General features: G+C 67.7%; 16 protein-coding genes. 9 read left to right on the top strand and 7 right to left on the bottom strand.

Going from position 1 to position 17,963, the window contains the following annotated elements:
- Positions 1 to 5: 5 nt before the first annotated feature.
- Positions 6 to 287, bottom strand: coding sequence for a hypothetical protein (locus tag BLW44_RS10905; protein WP_060926032.1), 282 nt, complete (start codon positions 285 to 287; stop codon positions 6 to 8).
- Positions 288 to 807: 520 nt separating this feature from the next.
- On the opposite strand from BLW44_RS10905, the gene smc reads away from it, so the two are divergent.
- The 3 genes from smc (at position 808) to BLW44_RS10890 (ending at position 5,953) form a co-directional block, all read left to right on the top strand.
- The gene (smc, locus tag BLW44_RS10900) at positions 808 to 4,365 is read left to right on the top strand and encodes a chromosome segregation protein SMC (protein WP_060925843.1); all 3,558 of its coding nucleotides are present in this window, start codon (positions 808 to 810) and stop codon (positions 4,363 to 4,365) included.
- A gap of 170 nt (positions 4,366 to 4,535) precedes the next feature.
- A complete protein-coding gene (gene ftsY, locus BLW44_RS10895; protein WP_060925844.1) occupies positions 4,536 to 5,408 on the top strand; it encodes a signal recognition particle-docking protein FtsY in 873 nt (290 codons plus the stop codon).
- Between the two features lie 44 nt (positions 5,409 to 5,452).
- Entirely contained in the window at positions 5,453 to 5,953 is a 501-nt protein-coding gene (locus BLW44_RS10890) for a DUF2004 domain-containing protein (protein WP_060925845.1), read from the top strand.
- 19 nt (positions 5,954 to 5,972) lie between these two features.
- On the opposite strand, the gene lipA is transcribed toward BLW44_RS10890, so the two are convergent.
- Both lipA and lipB read right to left on the bottom strand, forming a co-directional pair.
- Positions 5,973 to 6,965, bottom strand: coding sequence for a lipoyl synthase (gene lipA / locus BLW44_RS10885; RefSeq protein WP_060925846.1), 993 nt, complete (start codon positions 6,963 to 6,965; stop codon positions 5,973 to 5,975).
- A complete protein-coding gene (gene lipB / locus BLW44_RS10880; RefSeq protein ID WP_060926033.1) occupies positions 6,962 to 7,615 on the bottom strand; it encodes a lipoyl(octanoyl) transferase LipB in 654 nt (217 codons plus the stop codon). The genes lipA and lipB overlap by 4 nt, the downstream gene beginning before the upstream one ends.
- Positions 7,616 to 7,711: 96 nt before the next feature.
- Here lipB and BLW44_RS10875 point away from each other — a divergent pair, with 96 nt between their 5' ends.
- Together BLW44_RS10875 and ffh are read left to right on the top strand one after the other, a co-directional pair.
- Complete coding sequence (locus tag BLW44_RS10875) at positions 7,712 to 8,308, top strand: TetR/AcrR family transcriptional regulator (protein WP_060925847.1); 597 nt, start codon at positions 7,712 to 7,714, stop codon at positions 8,306 to 8,308.
- Positions 8,309 to 8,448: 140 nt separating this feature from the next.
- Positions 8,449 to 10,002, top strand: coding sequence for a signal recognition particle protein (gene ffh / locus BLW44_RS10870; RefSeq protein WP_060925848.1), 1,554 nt, complete (start codon positions 8,449 to 8,451; stop codon positions 10,000 to 10,002).
- A 118-nt stretch (positions 10,003 to 10,120) separates the two neighbouring features.
- Here ffh and glpK read toward each other — a convergent pair whose 3' ends face one another.
- The 3 genes from glpK to BLW44_RS10855 form a co-directional block, all read right to left on the bottom strand.
- Complete coding sequence (glpK, locus tag BLW44_RS10865; protein ID WP_060925849.1) at positions 10,121 to 11,635, bottom strand: glycerol kinase GlpK; 1,515 nt, start codon at positions 11,633 to 11,635, stop codon at positions 10,121 to 10,123.
- A 28-nt stretch (positions 11,636 to 11,663) separates the two neighbouring features.
- Positions 11,664 to 12,416 carry an MIP/aquaporin family protein gene (locus BLW44_RS10860; protein WP_060925850.1) on the bottom strand — a complete coding sequence of 251 codons (753 nt, stop codon included), beginning with the start codon at positions 12,414 to 12,416 and terminating at the stop codon, positions 11,664 to 11,666.
- 92 nt (positions 12,417 to 12,508) lie between these two features.
- Positions 12,509 to 14,218, bottom strand: a complete 1,710-nt coding sequence (locus BLW44_RS10855) for a glycerol-3-phosphate dehydrogenase/oxidase (protein WP_060925851.1) — start codon at positions 14,216 to 14,218, stop codon at positions 12,509 to 12,511.
- 100 nt (positions 14,219 to 14,318) lie between these two features.
- On the opposite strand from BLW44_RS10855, the gene BLW44_RS10850 reads away from it, so the two are divergent.
- On the top strand, positions 14,319 to 15,290 hold the full coding sequence (locus BLW44_RS10850; protein ID WP_060925852.1) for a sugar-binding transcriptional regulator: 972 nt from the start codon (positions 14,319 to 14,321) through the stop codon (positions 15,288 to 15,290).
- 24 nt (positions 15,291 to 15,314) lie between these two features.
- Here the strand turns inward: BLW44_RS10850 and BLW44_RS10845 are convergent, their stop codons facing one another.
- The gene (locus BLW44_RS10845) at positions 15,315 to 16,466 is read right to left on the bottom strand and encodes a glutamate--cysteine ligase (protein WP_060926034.1); all 1,152 of its coding nucleotides are present in this window, start codon (positions 16,464 to 16,466) and stop codon (positions 15,315 to 15,317) included.
- A gap of 209 nt (positions 16,467 to 16,675) precedes the next feature.
- On the opposite strand from BLW44_RS10845, the gene rpsP reads away from it, so the two are divergent.
- The 3 genes from rpsP to rimM are packed head-to-tail and all read left to right on the top strand — an operon-like array spanning position 16,676 to position 17,948.
- On the top strand, positions 16,676 to 17,107 hold the full coding sequence (rpsP, locus tag BLW44_RS10840; protein WP_060925853.1) for a 30S ribosomal protein S16: 432 nt from the start codon (positions 16,676 to 16,678) through the stop codon (positions 17,105 to 17,107).
- A 6-nt stretch (positions 17,108 to 17,113) separates the two neighbouring features.
- Positions 17,114 to 17,344, top strand: coding sequence for an RNA-binding protein (locus tag BLW44_RS10835; protein WP_060925854.1), 231 nt, complete (start codon positions 17,114 to 17,116; stop codon positions 17,342 to 17,344).
- 1 nt (position 17,345) lies between these two features.
- The gene (gene rimM, locus BLW44_RS10830; protein ID WP_060925855.1) at positions 17,346 to 17,948 is read left to right on the top strand and encodes a ribosome maturation factor RimM; all 603 of its coding nucleotides are present in this window, start codon (positions 17,346 to 17,348) and stop codon (positions 17,946 to 17,948) included.
- The last annotated feature ends 15 nt before the right edge of the window (positions 17,949 to 17,963 follow it).

Raw genomic sequence — 17,963 nt, 5'->3', positions numbered from 1 at the left:
CCGGGTCAGCGCAGCTGACGCTGCAGGTCGTACGTGAGCAGGGCGTAGGTCTCGGCGGCGGTGCGGTTCCGTCGCTCGAGGTGCAGTGCGTCCACTCCGTCGGCCGCAGTGATGCGACGGGCAGGGCGAGGACGCTGAGCTCGCTGGAGCAGCCAGAGGCCGATCCGGAGCGAGAGACGATCGGACAGCGCCAGGCGCTGCAGCTCGTCGGGTGCAGGGATGTGGAGGACCTGTCGGCCCTCGGTATCCGGTGGGTGAGTGGTGCTGCGATACAGCGTGGTGTTCACGATGGTTCCTTCGAGATGAACGGTGTGGATGGATGCGGAGATCGCCGTCGACGGCGCCATGAAGGCGGCCGTCTGAGGGCGGAGGGAGTCGAGGGTCCGGGGTCGCGAGAAGGCGACCGCCGGAATCGGCGGGATCCGTGACCCGAGGGCGGGTCAGCGGATGGGGCGCGCGAGCGCGGCGAAGAGGACGCCCGTCACCGGGCAGAGTCCTCGTGCGACGGTTCTACGACAGCGCGGTGAATCGGACGCCGGCGGTTACCGAGTGCGCAAGGCGCGGCGCGAATGGCGCGGCGAGGCCTGTGGCCTGTGCGTTGAGCTGAGTGATCATCGGTAACCTCCTTTCGAGTGGCGATCCGGAGGTTACGGTAGCGAATCCCGGGCGTGTCCGTCAAGGATGCCCGGCGCGTACCGGCGTGTCGCCCGTCATGTCGGTTCGCCCGCATCCCGCGCGGGATGCCGGTTCTGAGCCGTCATTCCGGTAGCGTATGGGCGTGATTCACCCCGGAAGCGCGGTCCGCGCATGCATCTGAAGAGCCTGACCCTCAAGGGGTTCAAGTCCTTCGCGCAGCCGACGAGTTTCGTCTTCGAACCGGGGGTCACCTGCATCGTCGGTCCGAACGGGTCGGGCAAGTCCAACGTCGTCGACGCTCTCGCCTGGGTGATGGGCGAGCAGGGCGCGAAGACGCTGCGCGGCGGCAAGATGGAGGACGTCATCTTCGCCGGCACCTCCACGCGAGGTCCCCTCGGACGCGCCGAGGTGCAGCTCACGATCGACAACAGCGACGGAGCGCTGCCGATCGAGTTCGCCGAGGTGACGATCAGCCGGACGCTGTTCCGCAACGGCTCGAGCGAGTACGCGATCAACGGCGAGAACTGCCGTCTGCTCGACCTGCAGGAACTGCTCAGCGACTCGGGACTCGGCCGCGAGATGCACGTCATCGTCGGACAGGGTCGCCTGGACACGGTGCTGCAGGCGTCGCCGGAGGACCGTCGAGGCTTCATCGAAGAGGCGGCCGGCATCCTCAAGCACCGCCGTCGCAAGGAGAAGACCCTCCGCAAGCTCGACGCGATGGAGACCAACCTCACTCGGCTCAGCGATCTGGCCGGTGAGATCCGACGCCAGCTCAAGCCGTTGGGGCGGCAGGCCGAGATCGCCCGCGAGGCGCAGACGATCGCCGCCGTGGTCCGCGACGCCAAGGCCAGGATCTTCGCCGACGACGTCGTCGCACTGCGCACCGCCCTCGCCGACCACACCAGGACCGAGCACGAGCGCCACACCGAGCGCCTCGTGCTGTCGGATCAGGCCGAGGCGGTACGAGGGAGCATCGCTCGCCTCGAGCAGGACCAGAACTCGGTCGCGGTCGATCAGGCGCGCGGAGTCGCCTTCGGTCTCGAGCAGGTGCAGGAGAGAATGCGAGGCCTGTACACGCTAGCCAACCAGCGTCTCGCGCTGCTCGGCTCGGAGGAGGACGACGCCGCGGTGACCGCCGTGACCGTGACGCAGAGCACGATCGACGAGGCGAAAGACGAGATCACCGAGATCTCCGCAGGCCTCGGCGATGCTCAGGATGCGGCCACGGTCGCGAGCCGCGAGGTCGTGCACGCGAGAGCCGAGCTCGACACCCTCGACGTCGACATCGCCGAGCAGAGCGCGCTGGTCTCGGAGTACGACATGCGCCTCAGTGCGCTGCGAGGCACGGCCGAGGCCGCGTCCTCCGCCCTCGCCGCGGTCCGCGGCGCGGTTCTGCGAGCCGAGAACGCCCTGGAGGCGGCGAACAGCCGACGCCGTGAGGCCGCCGACGCCCTCGAGGCCATCGATGACGCGGAGGCACCCGAAGGAACGGCGGCGGAGTACTCCGCCGCGTACGAGAGCGCACAGCGCGTGGCGACAGCGGCGGAGGCCGAGCGTGAGACGCTGCGCGAGCGTCTTCATGCCGCCGAGCGTGAGGTCGATTCGCTCACCGCGAAGTCGGCGGCCCTCGGCAGCGCCCTCGCGATCTCGGGCGGCGCGGCAGAGATCGTGAAGGCGGGGGGTGCAGGCATCCGCGGTCTCGTCGGCGACTCGGTGCAGGTCAGGGCAGGCTTCGAGGCCGCGATCGCCGCCGTCCTGGGGTCTCTCGCCGAAGGCGTCCTCGTCGAGCGCTCGACTGACGCCTTCGCTCTCGCCCGTGACGCCGCGGAGAATCGCAGGGGAGTGGTCGACTTCGTCGTCGCCGATGCGGCGCGGCCGTCCGTGCAGCTTCCGGCGCTCGAGGGCGTGACACCGGCCGTCGACACCGTCACCGCGCCGGATGGAGTCCTCGGCGTCCTCTCGCACGTGCTGATCGCGGACGATCTCGATGCGGCGCGCTCAGCGCGAGCTGCCCTCGACGGGGCCGGTGACACGACGACGACGATCGTCACCACCGGCGGTGACGTGGTCACCGCCCAGACGCTGCGCACCGGTTCCGGCGGCGAACGATCCCGTCTGGAGCTCGCGGCCGAGCGGGATGCGGCGGTCGAGCGACTGGCCGAGGTGCAGGTCATCGTCGATTCGCTCCGTGAAGCCCGGGAAGACGCGAACGAGGCGGTGGAGACATCCAGACGCCACGCCAAGGAGACGCTCCGTGCGCTGCGAGAGCATGATGCGGCACTCGCGAGTCACGCCGAGCAGGTGAACCGCATCACGGTGACGCACGAGTCCGCCGTCGCCGAGTGCGAGCGGCTCGAGGCAGGGCTCGCACAGGCGCAGAGCGCGGTCCAGGATGCCGAGGCCAAGGCGGAGGCGGCGAGGGCCGAGCTGGATGCCGCTGTGGCGGCGCCCCGGCCCGTGCTCGATGCCTCAGCGCGTGACGGTCTGCTCGAAGCGCTCGAACTCGCGAGAGAGAACGAGGTGAGGTCGCGCCTCGAGATCGAGACGCTGCGCGAGCGCGTCCGCTCCGCCCAGGCGCGAGTGGCGAGTCTCGAGCGACAGCGGGAGCAGGAGCGGGATGCTGCGGCCGAGGCGGCACGACGCGCGGTGATCCGACGTGCGCAGCGGAAGGCGGCATCCGGTGTCGCCGAGGAGCTGCCGCGCATCCTGGACTCGATCGATCGCTCGGTGACCGAAGCCCGCGTCGCTCTCGCCGAGGCCGAGGCCGCCCGGTCCGCGCAGAACGAGGAGCTGACGGCGCTGCGTGCGCAGGAGACGTCGCTTCGCGAGCGGCTTGCCGGCCTGACCGAGAGCGTGCACGGACTCGAGCTGCAGATTCACGAGAAGAAGCTCCACCTCAACAGCCTGCTGGAGCGAGTCTCATCGGAGCTCGCACTCGACGAAGATATTCTCATTGCGGAATATGGCCCTGACCAGCTCGTTCCGCGCGATCCGCTGTCTGAGCCCGCCGATGGAGAGCTCGTCGACGACACCGCGATCCCCTTCGACAGACGCATCCAGCAGCGCCGGCTCGCGGATGCCGAGCGCAAGCTCGCTCAGCTGGGACGGGTCAACCCGCTCGCGCTGGAGGAGTTCGCCGCTCTCGAGCAGCGTCATGCCTTCCTGACCGAGCAGCTCGCCGACCTCACGCAGACGCGGCAGGACCTGCTGACGATCATCGCCGACCTCGACGAGCGGATGCAGACGATCTTCGCGAGCGCCTTCGAGGACACCAGGACGGCGTTCGGCGAGGTCTTCCCGCTGCTGTTCCCCGGAGGCTCAGGCAGCATCTCGCTGACGGACCCCGAGAACATGCTCACGACGGGTATCGAGGTGTCGGTGCGTCCCGTCGGCAAGAAGATCGAGAGGCTGTCGCTGCTGTCCGGAGGGGAGCGTTCACTCGCCGCAGTCGCTCTGCTCGTCGCGATCTTCAAGGCGCGGCCGAGTCCGTTCTACATCCTCGACGAGGTGGAGGCGGCGCTGGACGACGCGAACCTCGGGCGGCTGCTGACGGTGTTCGAGCAGCTGCGCGAGAGCTCGCAGCTGCTGATCATCACGCACCAGAAGCGCACGATGGAGATCGCGGACGCGCTCTACGGTGTCTCGATGCGGCAGGACGGGGTGTCCGCCGTCGTCGGTCAGCGCGTAGGCGATCGCGCCGCAGAGCGCGCGGTGGCCGCAGGCTGACCCGCGGGGCACGGCTCGCCCCCCCCCGAACGGGCACGGCTTCGGAGATCGTCGAGGACGCGCCGGGCCGCCATGCTCGCCGCCCCGCGTGGCGTCTGCCGTCTCCGAAGTTGTGCTCAGAGCGTAGGTGTCGATGCAAGGCGTCGGTACGCGACCCGTAGGCTGGAGTCATGGCGGAGAAGTCCTGGTCCCTCACCCGTGCACTGCGCGGGATGTTCGTCAAGCCCACGATCGACGAGACGACGTGGGAAGACCTCGAGACGGCGCTCATCACGGCCGATTTCGGTCCAGACATCAGCGAGCGCGTCGTGGAGGAGCTCCGAGAGAAGGTCGAGCGTTTTCGGACGACCGACCCTCAGGACCTGCAGCGGATGCTCCGCGAGACGCTGGAGGAGCACTTCGCCAAGTTCGACACCACCCTCAAGCTGACCGAGCGTCCGGCCGTGGTGTTGGTCGTCGGCGTCAACGGCGTGGGCAAGACCACAACCATCGGCAAGTTCACCAAGTTCCTCCGCGGTTTCCAGCGCAGTGTCGTCGTCGGCGCTGCCGACACCTTCCGCGCTGCCGCGGTCGATCAGCTCGCCACCTGGGCGCAGCGCGGGGGAGCGGCGATCGTCCGTCCCCAGCAGGAGGGACAGGATCCCGCGTCCGTCGCGTATCAGACGATCGAGTTCGCTCAGCGCGAGGGCATCGAGATCGCGATCATCGACACCGCCGGCCGCCTGCACACCAAGGGCGGGCTGATGGACGAGCTCTCCAAGATCCGTCGCGTGATCGAGAAACAGGCTCCCATCAGCGAGGTGCTGCTGGTGCTCGACGCCACCACCGGACAGAACGGCGTGATGCAGGCCGAGGCCTTCCTCGAGCACGCGGGCGTCACGGGGCTCGTCCTGACCAAGCTCGACGGTTCCGCCAAGGGCGGTTTCGTCCTTGCGGTGCAGGAGCGCACCGGCATCCCCGTCAAGCTCCTCGGACAGGGCGAGGGCATCGATGATCTGACCGGTTTCACCCCCCATGTCTTCGTCCAGTCCCTCGTCGGCTGAGGTCGGGACTACCGCCGCGAGCACGAGGCTGGTTTCATAGCGTTATGGCGATCGAACACGACTACTTCGGACTCCTGTCCTCGGGGCCGGACGGCTCGATCTTCTGGTCCGAGACGGTGGAGCTGGGTGACCAGAGCGTCACCGTCGACCTCACCGCGCCGGACCAGGACGACGTGTCGGCGGACGCGCTCGACATCGCGGCATCCCTCATCTCCGGCCTGGAGAACGTCGACGCCACTTCGCGCCGCGGGATGCTCTCCGAGGTGGACGATCGCACGAGCGAGGTGACCGAGTACATCCTGCAGCAGCAGGAGGCCTACGGGGACGAACTCGAAGACGTGCTGGTCGACGTGAGCGGCGACGCCGCCGTCGACATCATCCGCTCGCTGAGACTGATGAGCATGACGATCCTGGCGGATGAGCACGGAGGCTCGGAGCCGTTCGCGGTGCTCGAGTACGCTCTCGATGCCGCGACCACCGACGACGTGCTGCTCGTGAACCTCGGTTCCGACGGCAGCGTGCAGTCGGTGATGAGCGCCGACTGACGCTCATCATGGTCGTGCCTCAGACGGCCTGAGCGAAGCCGAGATCTGCGCTGTCGGCGATGTGCGCGAGGTGCGGCGGGATCTCGCGGCCCTTCGACAGCATCGACTGCGCCCACAGGCGCCCTGCACGATACGAGGAACGGACGAGCGGGCCCGCGAGGACGCCGAGGAATCCGATTCGCTCCGCCTCCTCCTTGAACTCCACGAACTCGGCCGGCTTCACCCACCGGGCCACCGGCAGGTGGCGAGGGGAGGGGCGCAGGTACTGCGTGATCGTGATGATGTCGCAGCCTGCCTCGTGCAGGTCGTTGAGGGCCTGCACCACCTCCTCCGGTTCCTCGCCCATACCCAGGATGAGGTTGGACTTGGTGATGAGTCCTGCATCGCGGCCCTGGGTGATGACATCGAGCGAGCGCTCATAGCGGAACGCAGGGCGGATGCGCTTGAAGATGCGAGGCACCGTCTCGACGTTGTGCGCGAACACCTCGGGGCGCGCATCGAAGATTTGGCCCAGGAACGCCGGATCCGCGTTGTGCTCGTTGGCGAGGAGCTCAACGCCCGTGTTCGGGTTCAGCTCATGGATCTTGCGCACCGTCTCGGCGTTGAGCCAGGCGCCGGTGTCCGGCAGATCGTCGCGGGCCACGCTGGTCACGGTCGCGTAGCGGAGGTTCATGCGCACGACGCTCTCGGCGACGCGGCGCGGCTCGTCCGTGTCGTAGGCATCGGGCTTCCCTGTGTCGATCTGGCAGAAGTCGCAGCGCCGCGTGCACTGCGAGCCGCCGATGAGGAACGTCGCCTCGCGGTCCTCCCAGCATTCGAAGATGTTGGGACAGCCGGCCTCCTGGCACACCGTGTGCAGGTCTTCGCTCTTTACGAGCGAGTGCAGCGCGGTGTACTCCGGACCCATCTTCGCCTTGGTCTTGATCCACTCGGGCTTGCGCTCGATCGGGGTCTCGGCGTTGCGGATCTCGAGACGGAGCAGCTTCCGTCCTTCGGGTGCGGCGGCGGTCATGCGTAGGCTCCTGCCTGCTCGGCGGTCGAGTAGTCGGCGACGAAGGCGGCCGACACGGATTCGAGGATGTCGGAGGGGGAGATGTCGGCCCCGACGATCTCACTGACAGTGGTGACGCCGGCGTCGGTGATCCCACACGGGATGATGCCGCCGAAGCCGGCGAGGCTGTTGTCGCAGTTGATCGCGAAGCCGTGCATGGTCACTCCCTGCTGCACGCGGACCCCGATGGCGGCGACCTTGTCCTCGGAGAGGGGGCGGCGGACCCAGACTCCACTGCGTCCGTCGATCTGGCGGCCGTCGACGCCGAAGGGGCGCAGCACGTCGATCAGGATGCGCTCCAGGCGACGCACGTGGGCGACGACATCCATCGGCTCCGGGAGGCGGACGATCGGATAGCCGACGAGCTGGCCGGGTCCGTGCCACGTGATCTTTCCGCCCCGGTCCACGTCGATGACCGGGGTGCCGTCCTGCGGACGCTCCTGAGGCTCGGTCCGTTTGCCTGCCGTGTAGACGGCTTCGTGCTCGAGGAGGATCAACGTGTCAGGACGAGTGCCGTCGACCACGTCCGCGTGGATCCGACGCTGGAGCTCCCAGCCGTCCGAGTACGGGACGTACGCGGGGGCGAGGCCGGGGGTGAGGATGTCGAGCATGAGCGACCCGCTCTCGGTCAATAGATGGATTGGGTCTAAGAATACTCCTCTTCGACTCGGGACGCGCCACGAACCGTCGCGCGGTAGCGTGTGAGGATGAGCAGTCCCAGCCGAGCCGGACGTCCCAAGGCGTCCTCCCGAGAGACCCTCGCGGAAGCCGCCTGCGAGCTCTTCCTGGAACGCGGCTACGACTCGACCTCCGTCGCCGACATCACGCAGCGGGCCGGCGTCAGCCGATCGAGCTTCTTCAACTACTTCTCCTCGAAGAGCGACGTGCTGTGGTCGGGGCTCGACGATCGCATCGATCGCGCTGTCGACGACCTCGTCTCCGTCCCCGAGGATCGTGCGGGCACCGAGGTCAGGCGCATCCTCACCTCCCTCGTCGACGGCTTCGCGCCCGACAGCCTCGCCCTCGCGATGACGAACTCCTCGGCCATGGGCCTGGATGACGAACTCGAACGCGACGCCGCCCTGCGACAGGCCAGGCTCGCAGCCGCACTGGCCGACCTCGCGCACCGTTCGGGTGTCTCCGCGTTGGCAGCCGACATCGTGGCTGCGACCTGGGCCGCCGCGGTGATCGCCGCGATACGCGCCTGGGCCGAGAGCGGCGCCGGTCGGGGGTCGGTGGCTGACCGCTTCGACGACGCGATGAGTGCAATCGGACGACTGCCGTGGAGTGCTCCGACGAACTGACCGGCTCCGCGGACGAGAACGCGTGAGCCGGGCAGGTCTGGGATGAGACGCCATTCCCGAGCTGCTCCGGGACGACCTCGTGGTCGTGGCCTCGCCGAGCGCGGAAAAGGTCGCCGGTTTCGCGTAAACTCGGTGTCACCATGGCTACCTTTGGCACGCTCTCCGATCGGCTCACCGAGACCTTCCGCAACCTTCGCACGAAGGGAAAGCTCACCGCGGCCGACGTCGACGGCACCGTGCGTGAGATCCGTCGCGCTCTGCTCGACGCCGACGTCGCGCTCACCGTCGTCAAGGAGTTCACCGCGAAGGTGCGCGAGCGCGCACTCGGCGACGAGGTCAACAAGGCGCTGAACCCGGCTCAGCAGGTCGTGCAGATCGTCAACGAGGAGCTGGTCCAGATCCTCGGCGGCGAGCAGCGCCGACTGCAGTTCGCGAAGACGGCCCCGACGGTCATCATGCTCGCGGGGCTGCAGGGTTCGGGTAAGACGACCTTCGCCGGCAAGCTCGCGAAGCAGCTCGAGGGCGAGGGGCACACCCCGCTGCTCGTCGCCGCCGACCTACAGCGCCCGAACGCCGTGAATCAGCTCCAGGTCGTCGCCGAGCAGGCGGGCGCGACTGTCTACGCCCCTGAGCCGGGGAACGGCGTGGGCGACCCCGTGAAGGTCTCCCGTGACGGCGTCGAGCACGCACGTCGCCACCAGCACGACGTGGTCATCATCGACACCGCCGGTCGTCTGGGTGTCGATGCGGAGCTCATGAAGCAGGCTTCGGACATCCGCAAGGCGACCGACCCTGACGAGGTCCTCTTCGTCATCGACGCGATGATCGGTCAGGATGCGGTGAACACCGCGCGCGCCTTCCAGGAAGGCGTTGACTTCACCGGCGTCGTGCTGTCCAAGCTCGACGGCGACGCCCGCGGTGGCGCGGCCCTCTCCGTCGCCTCCGTCACCGGCCGTCCCATCATCTTCGCCTCCACGGGCGAGCGTCTCGAGGACCTCGAGCCCTTCCACCCCGATCGCATGGCGAGCCGGATCCTCGACCTCGGTGACATCCTCACCCTCATCGAACAGGCCCAGCAGGCCTTCGACGAGGAAGAGGCCGTCAAGATGGCCGAGAAGCTCGCGACCGAGCAGTTCACCCTCGAGGACTTCCTCGACCAGCTTCAGCAGATGAAGAAGATGGGCTCGATGAAGAAGATGCTGGGGATGCTCCCCGGCATGGGTCAGATGAAGCAGCAGCTCGAGGACTTCGACGAGCGAGAGATCGATCGCACCGAGGCGATCATCCGCTCCATGACTCCCGGCGAGCGTCGCAACCCGAAGGTCCTCAACGGCTCCCGCCGCCTGCGGATCGCGCGCGGATCCGGCATGACCGTGACCGACGTGAACCAGCTGGTCGCTCGATTCGACCAGGCCGCGAAGATGATGAAGACCGTCGCCAGAGGTGGCACCCCGAACATCCCCGGGATGGGAGCCATGCCCGGTCTCGGCAAGCCGGGCGCGTCCTCCAAGCGCGGCAAGAAGGGCAAGTCGTCCGGTGGATCGCGCTCGGGCAACCCCGCGAAGCGTGCCGCAGAGAACGCCGGCCTCGCCGCGGCCTCGACGCCCACTGGATCCGGTTTCGGCCTGGGCGGCGCGAAGGCGCCGAGCGAGGCCGACCTCGCGGAGATCCAGAAGCTCTTCGGCAAGAACTGACGCCCGTCGGCAGCGCGCAGCGGATCGTTCGACGGTCGGACCGGGCGGCTGACCTCGACAGGACAGACAAAGCGGGTCCGGAGTAACACTCCGGACCCGCTTCTTCAGGAGACTGAGGTCACTTCACGTCCTCATCGACCCAGTCCATCGACTTGCTGACAGCCTTGCGCCACAGGCGCAGCTGACGGTCGCGCTCCGCGTCCTCCATCGACGGCTCCCAACGACGGTCCTCCTGCCAGTTGGCGGAGAGGTCGTCCAGGCCGTTCCAGAATCCGACGGCGAGTCCCGCAGCGTACGCGGCGCCGAGGGCGGTGGTCTCGGCGACGACCGGTCGGACGACCGGAACGCCGAGCACATCGGCCTGGAACTGCATCAGAGCGTCGTTGGCGACCATTCCGCCGTCGACCTTGAGCTCGGTGAGGTCGACACCGGCATCGGCGTTGACCGCGTCGAGCACGTCGCGCGTCTGGAATGCGACGGCCTCGAGCGCTGCGCGGGCGATGTGGTTCTTGTTCGCGTAGCGGGTGAGTCCGACGATCGCACCGCGGGCGTCCGGACGCCAGTACGGCGCGAACAGGCCCGAGAACGCCGGCACGATGTACACGCCACCGTTGTCATCGACCTGCTTGGCGAGCTCCTCCACCTCGGGGGCGGAGCCGATGATGCCGAGCTGGTCACGCAGCCACTGGATCAGCGATCCGGTGACGGCGATCGAACCCTCGAGCGCGTAGTGCGTCGGGCCGTCACCGAGCTTGTAGCCGACCGTGGTCAGCAGCCCGTTCTTGGAGTGGACGATCTCCTCACCCGTGTTGAAGATGAGGAAGCAGCCGGTGCCGTAGGTGTTCTTGCTCTCACCCTGGTTGAAGGCGGCCTGGCCGAAGGTCGCGGCCTGCTGGTCACCGAGGATGCCGGCGATCGGCGTCTCGCGCAGCAGCGACGAGTCCTCGGCTGCGCCGTATACCTCGGAGGAGGAGCGGATCTCCGGCATCATCGAGCGAGGGACGCCGAACGCCTCGAGGATGTCGTCGCGCCACTCGAGCGTCTCGAGATCCATGAACATCGTGCGCGACGCGTTGGTGACGTCCGTCACGTGCACGCCACCGTCGACGCCACCGGTGAGGTTCCAGAGAACCCAGCTGTCAGTGGTGCCGAAGACCAGGTCACCGGCATCCGCCTTCTCGCGCGCGCCCTCGACGTTCTCGAGGATCCAGGCGATCTTGGTGCCCGAGAAGTAGGTGGCGAGAGGGAGTCCGACGACCGGCTTGAACCGCTCGACGCCGCCGTCGGCCGCGAGGCGGTCGACGATCTCCTGCGTGCGGGTGTCCTGCCAGACGATCGCGTTGTAGACGGCCTTGCCGGTCGTCTTGTCCCAGACCACCGCGGTCTCGCGCTGATTGGTGATGCCGACGGCGGCGATGTCGTGGCGCGTCAGGTCGGCGCGGCTCAGGGCGAGACCGATGACCTCCTGCACGTTGCGCCAGATCTCGGCGGGATCGTGCTCGACCCAGCCCGCCTTCGGCAGGATCTGCTCGTGCTCCTTCTGACCCGTCGCGACGATGCTGCCCTTCTTGTCGAAGATGATCGCGCGGCTGGAGGTGGTGCCCTGATCGATGGCGATGATGTAGTCGGCCATTGTGTTCTCCTTTGAAGTCAGGTTCGGGTCAGGCGAGGTTGAGCAGCGCGGGCGCTGCGAGGGCGGCGAGGACACCACCGACGAGGGGGCCGACCACCGGCACCCAGGAGTACGACCAGTCGCTGGAGCCCTTGCCCTTGATCGGCAGGATCGCGTGAGCGATACGCGGGCCGAGGTCACGGGCGGGGTTGATCGCGTAACCGGTCGGTCCACCGAGGGAGGCACCGATCGCGACCACGACGAGGGCGACCGGGAGCGCGCTGAGCGGTCCGAGGCCTCCGGGGACGCCGATCTCGATGTCGCCGTAGTCCGCGAATGCGAAGACCGCGAACACCAGGACGAACGTACCGATGACCTCCGTGACGAGGTTCCAACCGTACGAGCGGATCGCAGGACCCGTCGAGAACACGCCGAGCTTGTTGGCCGGGTCCGGCTCCTCGTCGAAGTGCTGCTTGTAGGCGAGCCACGTGAGGATCGCACCGACGATGGCTCCGAGCAGCTCCGCGCCGGTGGCGACGGCGAACTGCGAGAAGTCGATCTTGTTGGCGACCAGGAGGCCGATACCGACGGCGGGGTTCAGGATGGCTCCGGAGTAGGCCGAGGCGAGGACACCCACGAAGACCGCGAGACCCCATCCCCAGTTGACCATCAGGAAGCCGCCGCCGAAGCCCTTGTTCTTCGCGAGCGCGACGTTTGCGACCACACCACATCCGAGGAGGATCAGCAGCGCAGTGCCGACGAACTCCGACAGGAAGTAGAGACCGAGATTCACTTCAGTCATGTCTTCATTGACCTTTCTTGAGTGCCAGGGCCCCTTAGCCCTGGCACTTGTTGGGAGTTACGCCGCGTGGAGGGCGGCGTTCGGATCTCTCGTCAGCCGCGTGCGCGGGACGAGATCTGGAGTCCATGGCGCTCGTTGAGCAGCTCTCGCGTCTGCTCGAGCTCGGCATCGTGTCGTGCACGGTCCCAGTGGAGCAGAGGAGCCAGCGCATCGGCAAGCTCTTCGAGCACATCCGCGTCCGCATTGCCGGTGAAAGCGATGCTGGTGCGACGCAGTACGACGTCCTGCAGGCGCGCGACCATCTCGTTCTCGACCATCCAGGCCAGTTCCCTGGTCGACAGGTCGCCGCCGACGAGGGGCGCGTCATCGCCCTGCTCGACGTAGGCCCAGACCTGTGCGGCGCGGGTGCCGTAGCGGGCGAGCAGGCGCTCTGCACGGTCTCCGGCGCCGGGAAGGTTCTCCTGGATCCAGATCCGACGGGCCTTCTCGGTGCGCGGGAAGTCGCGGCCACCGCCGATGGCACGACCGGCGGTCGAGACCGTGCGGGTGCGGCCGATCAGACCGAGCACGACATCCGACAGCGACTCGCCGAGCGCGCGGAACGTGGTCCACTTGCCGCCGACGAGGCTGACGAGGGGCGCTGCACCCTTCTCGTCGACCTCGATGCGGTAGTCGCGAGAGACGAATCCGGGTGCCGTGTCCTCGTGACGGGGGAGGGGGCGGATGCCGGAGAAGTTGAAGACGATCTGCTCTCGTGTCACATCGATCTGCGGGAACACATGGTGGATGAGGTCGAAGAAGTAGTCGATCTCCTCCTCCGTGCATACCGGAACCTCGCGGGGGTCTGCGTCGATGTCCGTGGTCCCTACGAGCACGCGGCCCTTGAGCGGGTAGATGAGGACGATGCGACCATCGGAGTGCTCGAAGAAGATCTCGCGTCCACGGGTGGCCTCGAGGAGCTCGGGGTGGTCGAGTACGATGTGCGATCCCTTGGTGCCGCCCATGAACCGGGTGTCGGTGCCGAGGGCGTCGTTGGTCAGGTCGGTCCAGGGGCCGGACGCGTTGACGACGACGTCTGCGGTGACGGAGAACTCGGTCCCGCTCTCGCGGTCTCGCAGCACGACCTTCTCGCCGTCCCGGGAGATCGCCTCGACGTAGTTGAGTGCGATGGCGCCGGGGTGCGCGGCGCGGCCGTCCTGCAGAACGTCCAGAGCCAGACGCTCGGGGTCGTGCATGGATGCGTCGTAGTAGGTCGCCGTGTACTTGATGTTCGGGTCGAGCGAGGGGAGCTCCGCGAGCGAGCGCTTGCGGCCGAGGAACCGGTGACGCGGGACCATGCCGCCGTCGCGCGAGAACGTGTCGTAGATGGTCAGACCGACCTTGATGAGGAAGGCGCCGCGTTCCTGGGGCTTGCCGCTCTTGTGCGTGAGGAAGCGCAGCGGCGCGGAGAGGATGCCGGAGAACGTCGAGTAGATCGGGATGGTGGTCTCGAGCGGCTTGACGTAATGCGGGGCGATCTTCAGAAGACCGTTGCGTTCTTCGACGGACTCGCGCACGAGACGGAACTCGCCGTTCTCGAGGTACCGGATGCCGCCGTGGATCATGTGGCTCGACGCGGCGGACGCACCGGATGCGAAGTCGCCTCGTTCGACCAGCAGGACGTCCACGCCCTGAAGGGCGAGGTCACGGAAGGTGGAGATCCCGTTGATCCCTGCTCCGATGACGAGGACGCTCGTGCGTCCGGACTCGCGGACCGCGCGGACGTCAGCGCGTTCCGGTGATGAGTGTGTCGACTCGATCATCTTCGACCTCTCTCTGTTCTTGCCCCCAGCATCGACCTCCACGGGCGTCACGCGCAAGCCCGCTGCACATATGTGCAAAGATCGGGGGGAGGAGGTCGTCATGGCTCAGTCCGACGCGGGATCCCGCGATGCGAAGCTGATCGCGGCGCTCACCGCCGCGCAGCTCTACTACATGCAGGACAAGACCATGGAGGTCATCGCGCAGGAGCTGAAGACCTCGAGGTCGTCGGTGTCTCGGCTTCTCAGCTTCGCCCGCGAGAGCGGGCTGGTCGACATCCGCATCAACTCGCCCCTCGAACGGCTCGGGATGCTGGAGCAGCGCATCCGTGATCGTTACCGCGTGGTGGCGCACGTCGTGCCCATCCCCGAGATCGTCAGCGAGGTCGAGCGCCTCGAGCGGGTCGCGCTCACCGCCGGGCGGCTGCTGTCGCAGTTCGTGGACTCCAACATGATCGTCGGAGTCGCCTGGGGCTCCACGATCAGTGCCGTGAGTCGGGGGCTCACGCAGAAGGAGACCCACAACACGACCTTCGTGCAGCTGAACGGTGCCGGTAACACACAGACCAGTGGCGTCGAGTACTCCAGCGACATCCTCCAGCGCTTCGGCAGCGCCTTCGGCGCACAGGTGCAGCAGTTCCCGGTGCCGGCATTCTTCGACGACCCCTCCACCCGCGAGGCCATGTGGCGCGAGCGCAGCACGCGGCGCGTGCTCGATCTGCAGTCCAAGATGGACATCGCCGTCTTCAGTCTCGGGTCCCCGGCCGCCGAGGTCCCGAGCCGCGTGTATGTCGGGGGGTATCTGAGCCGGGACGACTACCGCAGTCTGCGCGAGGACCACGCCATCGGAGACGTCGCGACCGTGTTCTTCCGAGCAGACGGGACTTGGAAGGACATCAGGGTGAACGCCAGGGCCACTGGTCCCGGGCTCGACCGGCTCCGACGCGTGCCGCGTCGGGTCTGCGTGGTCTCGGGCGTGCCGAAGCTGGTCAGCCTGCGTGCGGCCATCGCCGCGGAGCTCATCACCGATGTGGTCCTCGACGAGGGGCTCGCGCGCCGACTCGTCGACGAGTGACTCCGCGCGTGATGTGCACCCGGTTCAGGGCTCCTCGGTCGAGGCCTCCGGGCCGGAGCGGAACTCGCGGATCAGGTGCTGCACGACCGCCGCGAGGTCTCCGCCCGTGGCGTTGGCGATGGTGAGCTGGCGCTCGTAGCTGGCGCCGTCCGTGAGGATCGTCCCGATGCTGGCGAACTCGCGGACGCAGCCGAGCTCCAGCGCCACCGGTGCGAGCTCCTCGATGATGTCGGCGAGATGGTCGCGCACCGGGCGCTGTGTGCCGGCCGCGTCGACGATGACCCGCGCATCCAGCCCGTAGCGGGCGGCCCGCCACTTGTTCTCGCGGTGGAACCATGCGGGCATCTCCGCCAGGTCCCGCCCCTTGTCGAGTTGGCGAGACAGGTGCTCGACGAGGACCTGCACGAGGGCGGCCATCGACGCCAGCTCCGGCAGGGTCGAGAGTCCGTCGCAGGCGCGGACCTCGATCGTGCCCCAGCGGGGCGCGGGACGGATGTCCCAGCGGACCTCCGTCGCATCCGCCATGACGCCGGTGCGCACCATGTCCTCGAGGTACGACTCGTACTGCGACCAGTCGCGGAGCGGCCAGGGGAGCCCGGCCGTCGGCAGCTGCTGGAAGACGAGGGCTCGGTTCGAGGCGTAGCCGGTGCGCTCGCCCGCCCAGAACGGGCTCGACGCCGCCAGTGCCTGCAGGTGCGGGAGGTAGGCGGCGAGAGCGTTGATGATCGGGATGACCTTGCGCTGGTCCTCCACGCCGATGTGGACGTGGATGCCCCAGATCATCATGTTGCGACCCCACCACTGGGTCCGCTCGATGAGCGTGTGGTAGCGAGTCTTGTCGGTCACCTCCTGGTCGAACCACTGCGCGAACGGGTGGCTCCCGGCGGAGAGCAGCTCGATGCCAGCGGGGTCGGTCGCCTCTCGCACCGCCGCGATGGCGTTCGCGATGTCATCGACGGCGTGCGCGACCGAGTCGCCGATCCCGCTGGTGACCTCGATGGTGTTGGTGAGAAGCTCTCCGGTGACCGTGTGGCGCTCCTCCTCGCTCTGCGCCTCGAGCGCCGCGAGGAGCTCGGGCGCGCGACCGACGAGATCACCGGTCGCCGGATCGGCGAGCATGATCTCCCACTCCAGGCCAACGGTGGACCGCGCCGACGGCGCGAAATCGAGCTTCACGAGCACAGTCTGACACGCGGTGTCCGCGACACGGCAACCCCCGAGTCGCCGCGTTTCGCGACTGGCGGGCGGATCTGGCAGAATAGAAGGTCGGACGACGTGCTCGACCCTCTATCCAGCACTCGTCCTCCCTATTTGAGCTTCCGCCGGGTGTGCACCCCACTCTCCAGGCGACCGGTTCGTTTCCTTCCACACAATTCAGGAGAATCGTGGCTGTCAAGATTCGTCTCAAGCGCATGGGCAAGATCCGTGCGCCGTTCTACCGCATCGTCGTCGCCGACTCGAAGACCAAGCGCGATGGTCGCGTGATCGAGGAGATCGGCAAGTACCACCCCACCGAGGAGCCCTCGTTCATCGAGATCGACTCCGAGCGTGCGCAGTACTGGCTCTCCGTCGGCGCGCAGCCGACCGAGCAGGTCGCCGCCCTCCTCAAGATCACGGGTGACTGGGGCAAGTTCAAGGGCGACAAGGACGCCAAGTCCACGCTCAAGGTCAAGGAGCCCAAGGTTCCGTTCGAGATCGACGCGTCCAAGAAGTCCGTCGTGAAGCCGAAGGCGGAGAAGAAGGAGGCTCCCGCTGCGGAGGCTCCCGCCGCTGCCGACGCGGAGGCCGCTGAGGCTCCCGCCGCCGACGCAGAGTAATCCGTCGTGCTCGCCGCCGCGCTCGAACACATCGTCAAGGGGATCGTGGATCACCCGGACGATGTGCGTATCAACGCCTCCACCACGCCGCGAGGCGACCTCCTCGAGGTGCGTGTGCACCCCGACGACCGTGGACGCGTGATCGGGCGCGGCGGCCGCACGGCCAAGGCACTGCGCACGCTCATCGCCGCACTGGCTGATGGGCGTCGCGTCCGCGTCGACGTCGCGGACGACTGACGTGGTGCCGAAAGACCGCAACCAGGGCAAGAACCAGCTGCGGGTGGGGCGCCTCGTCAAGGCCCATGGCCTCAAGGGCGCTCTCAAGCTGGAGCTCTACACCGACAACCCGGAGCGTCGTTTCACGACGGGTGCCGAGTTCACGTTGCAGGTGCCTGAGGCATCTCCGTGGCATGGCAAGACGGTGGTCGTGCGCGAGTACCGCGTGATGAACGGCAATCCTGTCGTGTTCCTCCAGGACGTGGACGACCGGGATGCCGCTGAGACCCTCGTCCGCGCGATCCTGTGGATCGACCAGGACGTCGACGAGGTCGAGGACGATGCGTGGTTCGACCACCAGCTCGTCGGCCTCGACGTCGTACGTGACGACCAGGTGATCGGCAAGGTCGTGCGTGTCGATCATTTCCCCGCCCAGGATCTGCTCATCGTCCGCGCCGGAGAGAACGAGGTCCTGGTGCCCTTCGTCAAGGCGATCGTTCCGACTGTGGACGTGAGCGCGGGACGCGTCATCGTGACGCCGCCTCCCGGACTCTTCGAGGAGCTCCCTGAGGCGTCTGACACCCCGGACGCGGGGGAGTCCTCGGACTCCGACGCCTCCGAGTGACCGCTGGTACGGTTC

This window comes from Microbacterium hydrocarbonoxydans (assembly GCF_900105205.1).
GTDB lineage: Bacteria > Actinomycetota > Actinomycetes > Actinomycetales > Microbacteriaceae > Microbacterium > Microbacterium hydrocarbonoxydans.
The sequence above is the reverse complement of the archived record's forward strand: the minus strand, read 5'-3'. Positions and strand labels throughout refer to the sequence as shown.

Bases quoted from the DNA above. Each gene is read 5' to 3' on its own strand.
- BLW44_RS10855 (WP_060925851.1), bottom strand. From the start codon at position 14,218: ATGATCGAGTCGACACACTCATCACCGGAACGCGCTGACGTCCGCGCG.
- glpK (WP_060925849.1), bottom strand. From the start codon at position 11,635: ATGGCCGACTACATCATCGCCATCGATCAGGGCACCACCTCCAGCCGC.
- ffh (WP_060925848.1), top strand. From the start codon at position 8,449: ATGGCTACCTTTGGCACGCTCTCCGATCGGCTCACCGAGACCTTCCGC.
- BLW44_RS10860 (WP_060925850.1), bottom strand. From the start codon at position 12,416: ATGACTGAAGTGAATCTCGGTCTCTACTTCCTGTCGGAGTTCGTCGGC.
- smc (WP_060925843.1), top strand. From the start codon at position 808: ATGCATCTGAAGAGCCTGACCCTCAAGGGGTTCAAGTCCTTCGCGCAG.
- BLW44_RS10850 (WP_060925852.1), top strand. From the start codon at position 14,319: ATGGCTCAGTCCGACGCGGGATCCCGCGATGCGAAGCTGATCGCGGCG.
- lipB (WP_060926033.1), bottom strand. From the start codon at position 7,615: ATGCTCGACATCCTCACCCCCGGCCTCGCCCCCGCGTACGTCCCGTAC.
- lipA (WP_060925846.1), bottom strand. From the start codon at position 6,965: ATGACCGCCGCCGCACCCGAAGGACGGAAGCTGCTCCGTCTCGAGATC.
- BLW44_RS10890 (WP_060925845.1), top strand. From the start codon at position 5,453: ATGGCGATCGAACACGACTACTTCGGACTCCTGTCCTCGGGGCCGGAC.
- BLW44_RS10875 (WP_060925847.1), top strand. From the start codon at position 7,712: ATGAGCAGTCCCAGCCGAGCCGGACGTCCCAAGGCGTCCTCCCGAGAG.
- ftsY (WP_060925844.1), top strand. From the start codon at position 4,536: ATGGCGGAGAAGTCCTGGTCCCTCACCCGTGCACTGCGCGGGATGTTC.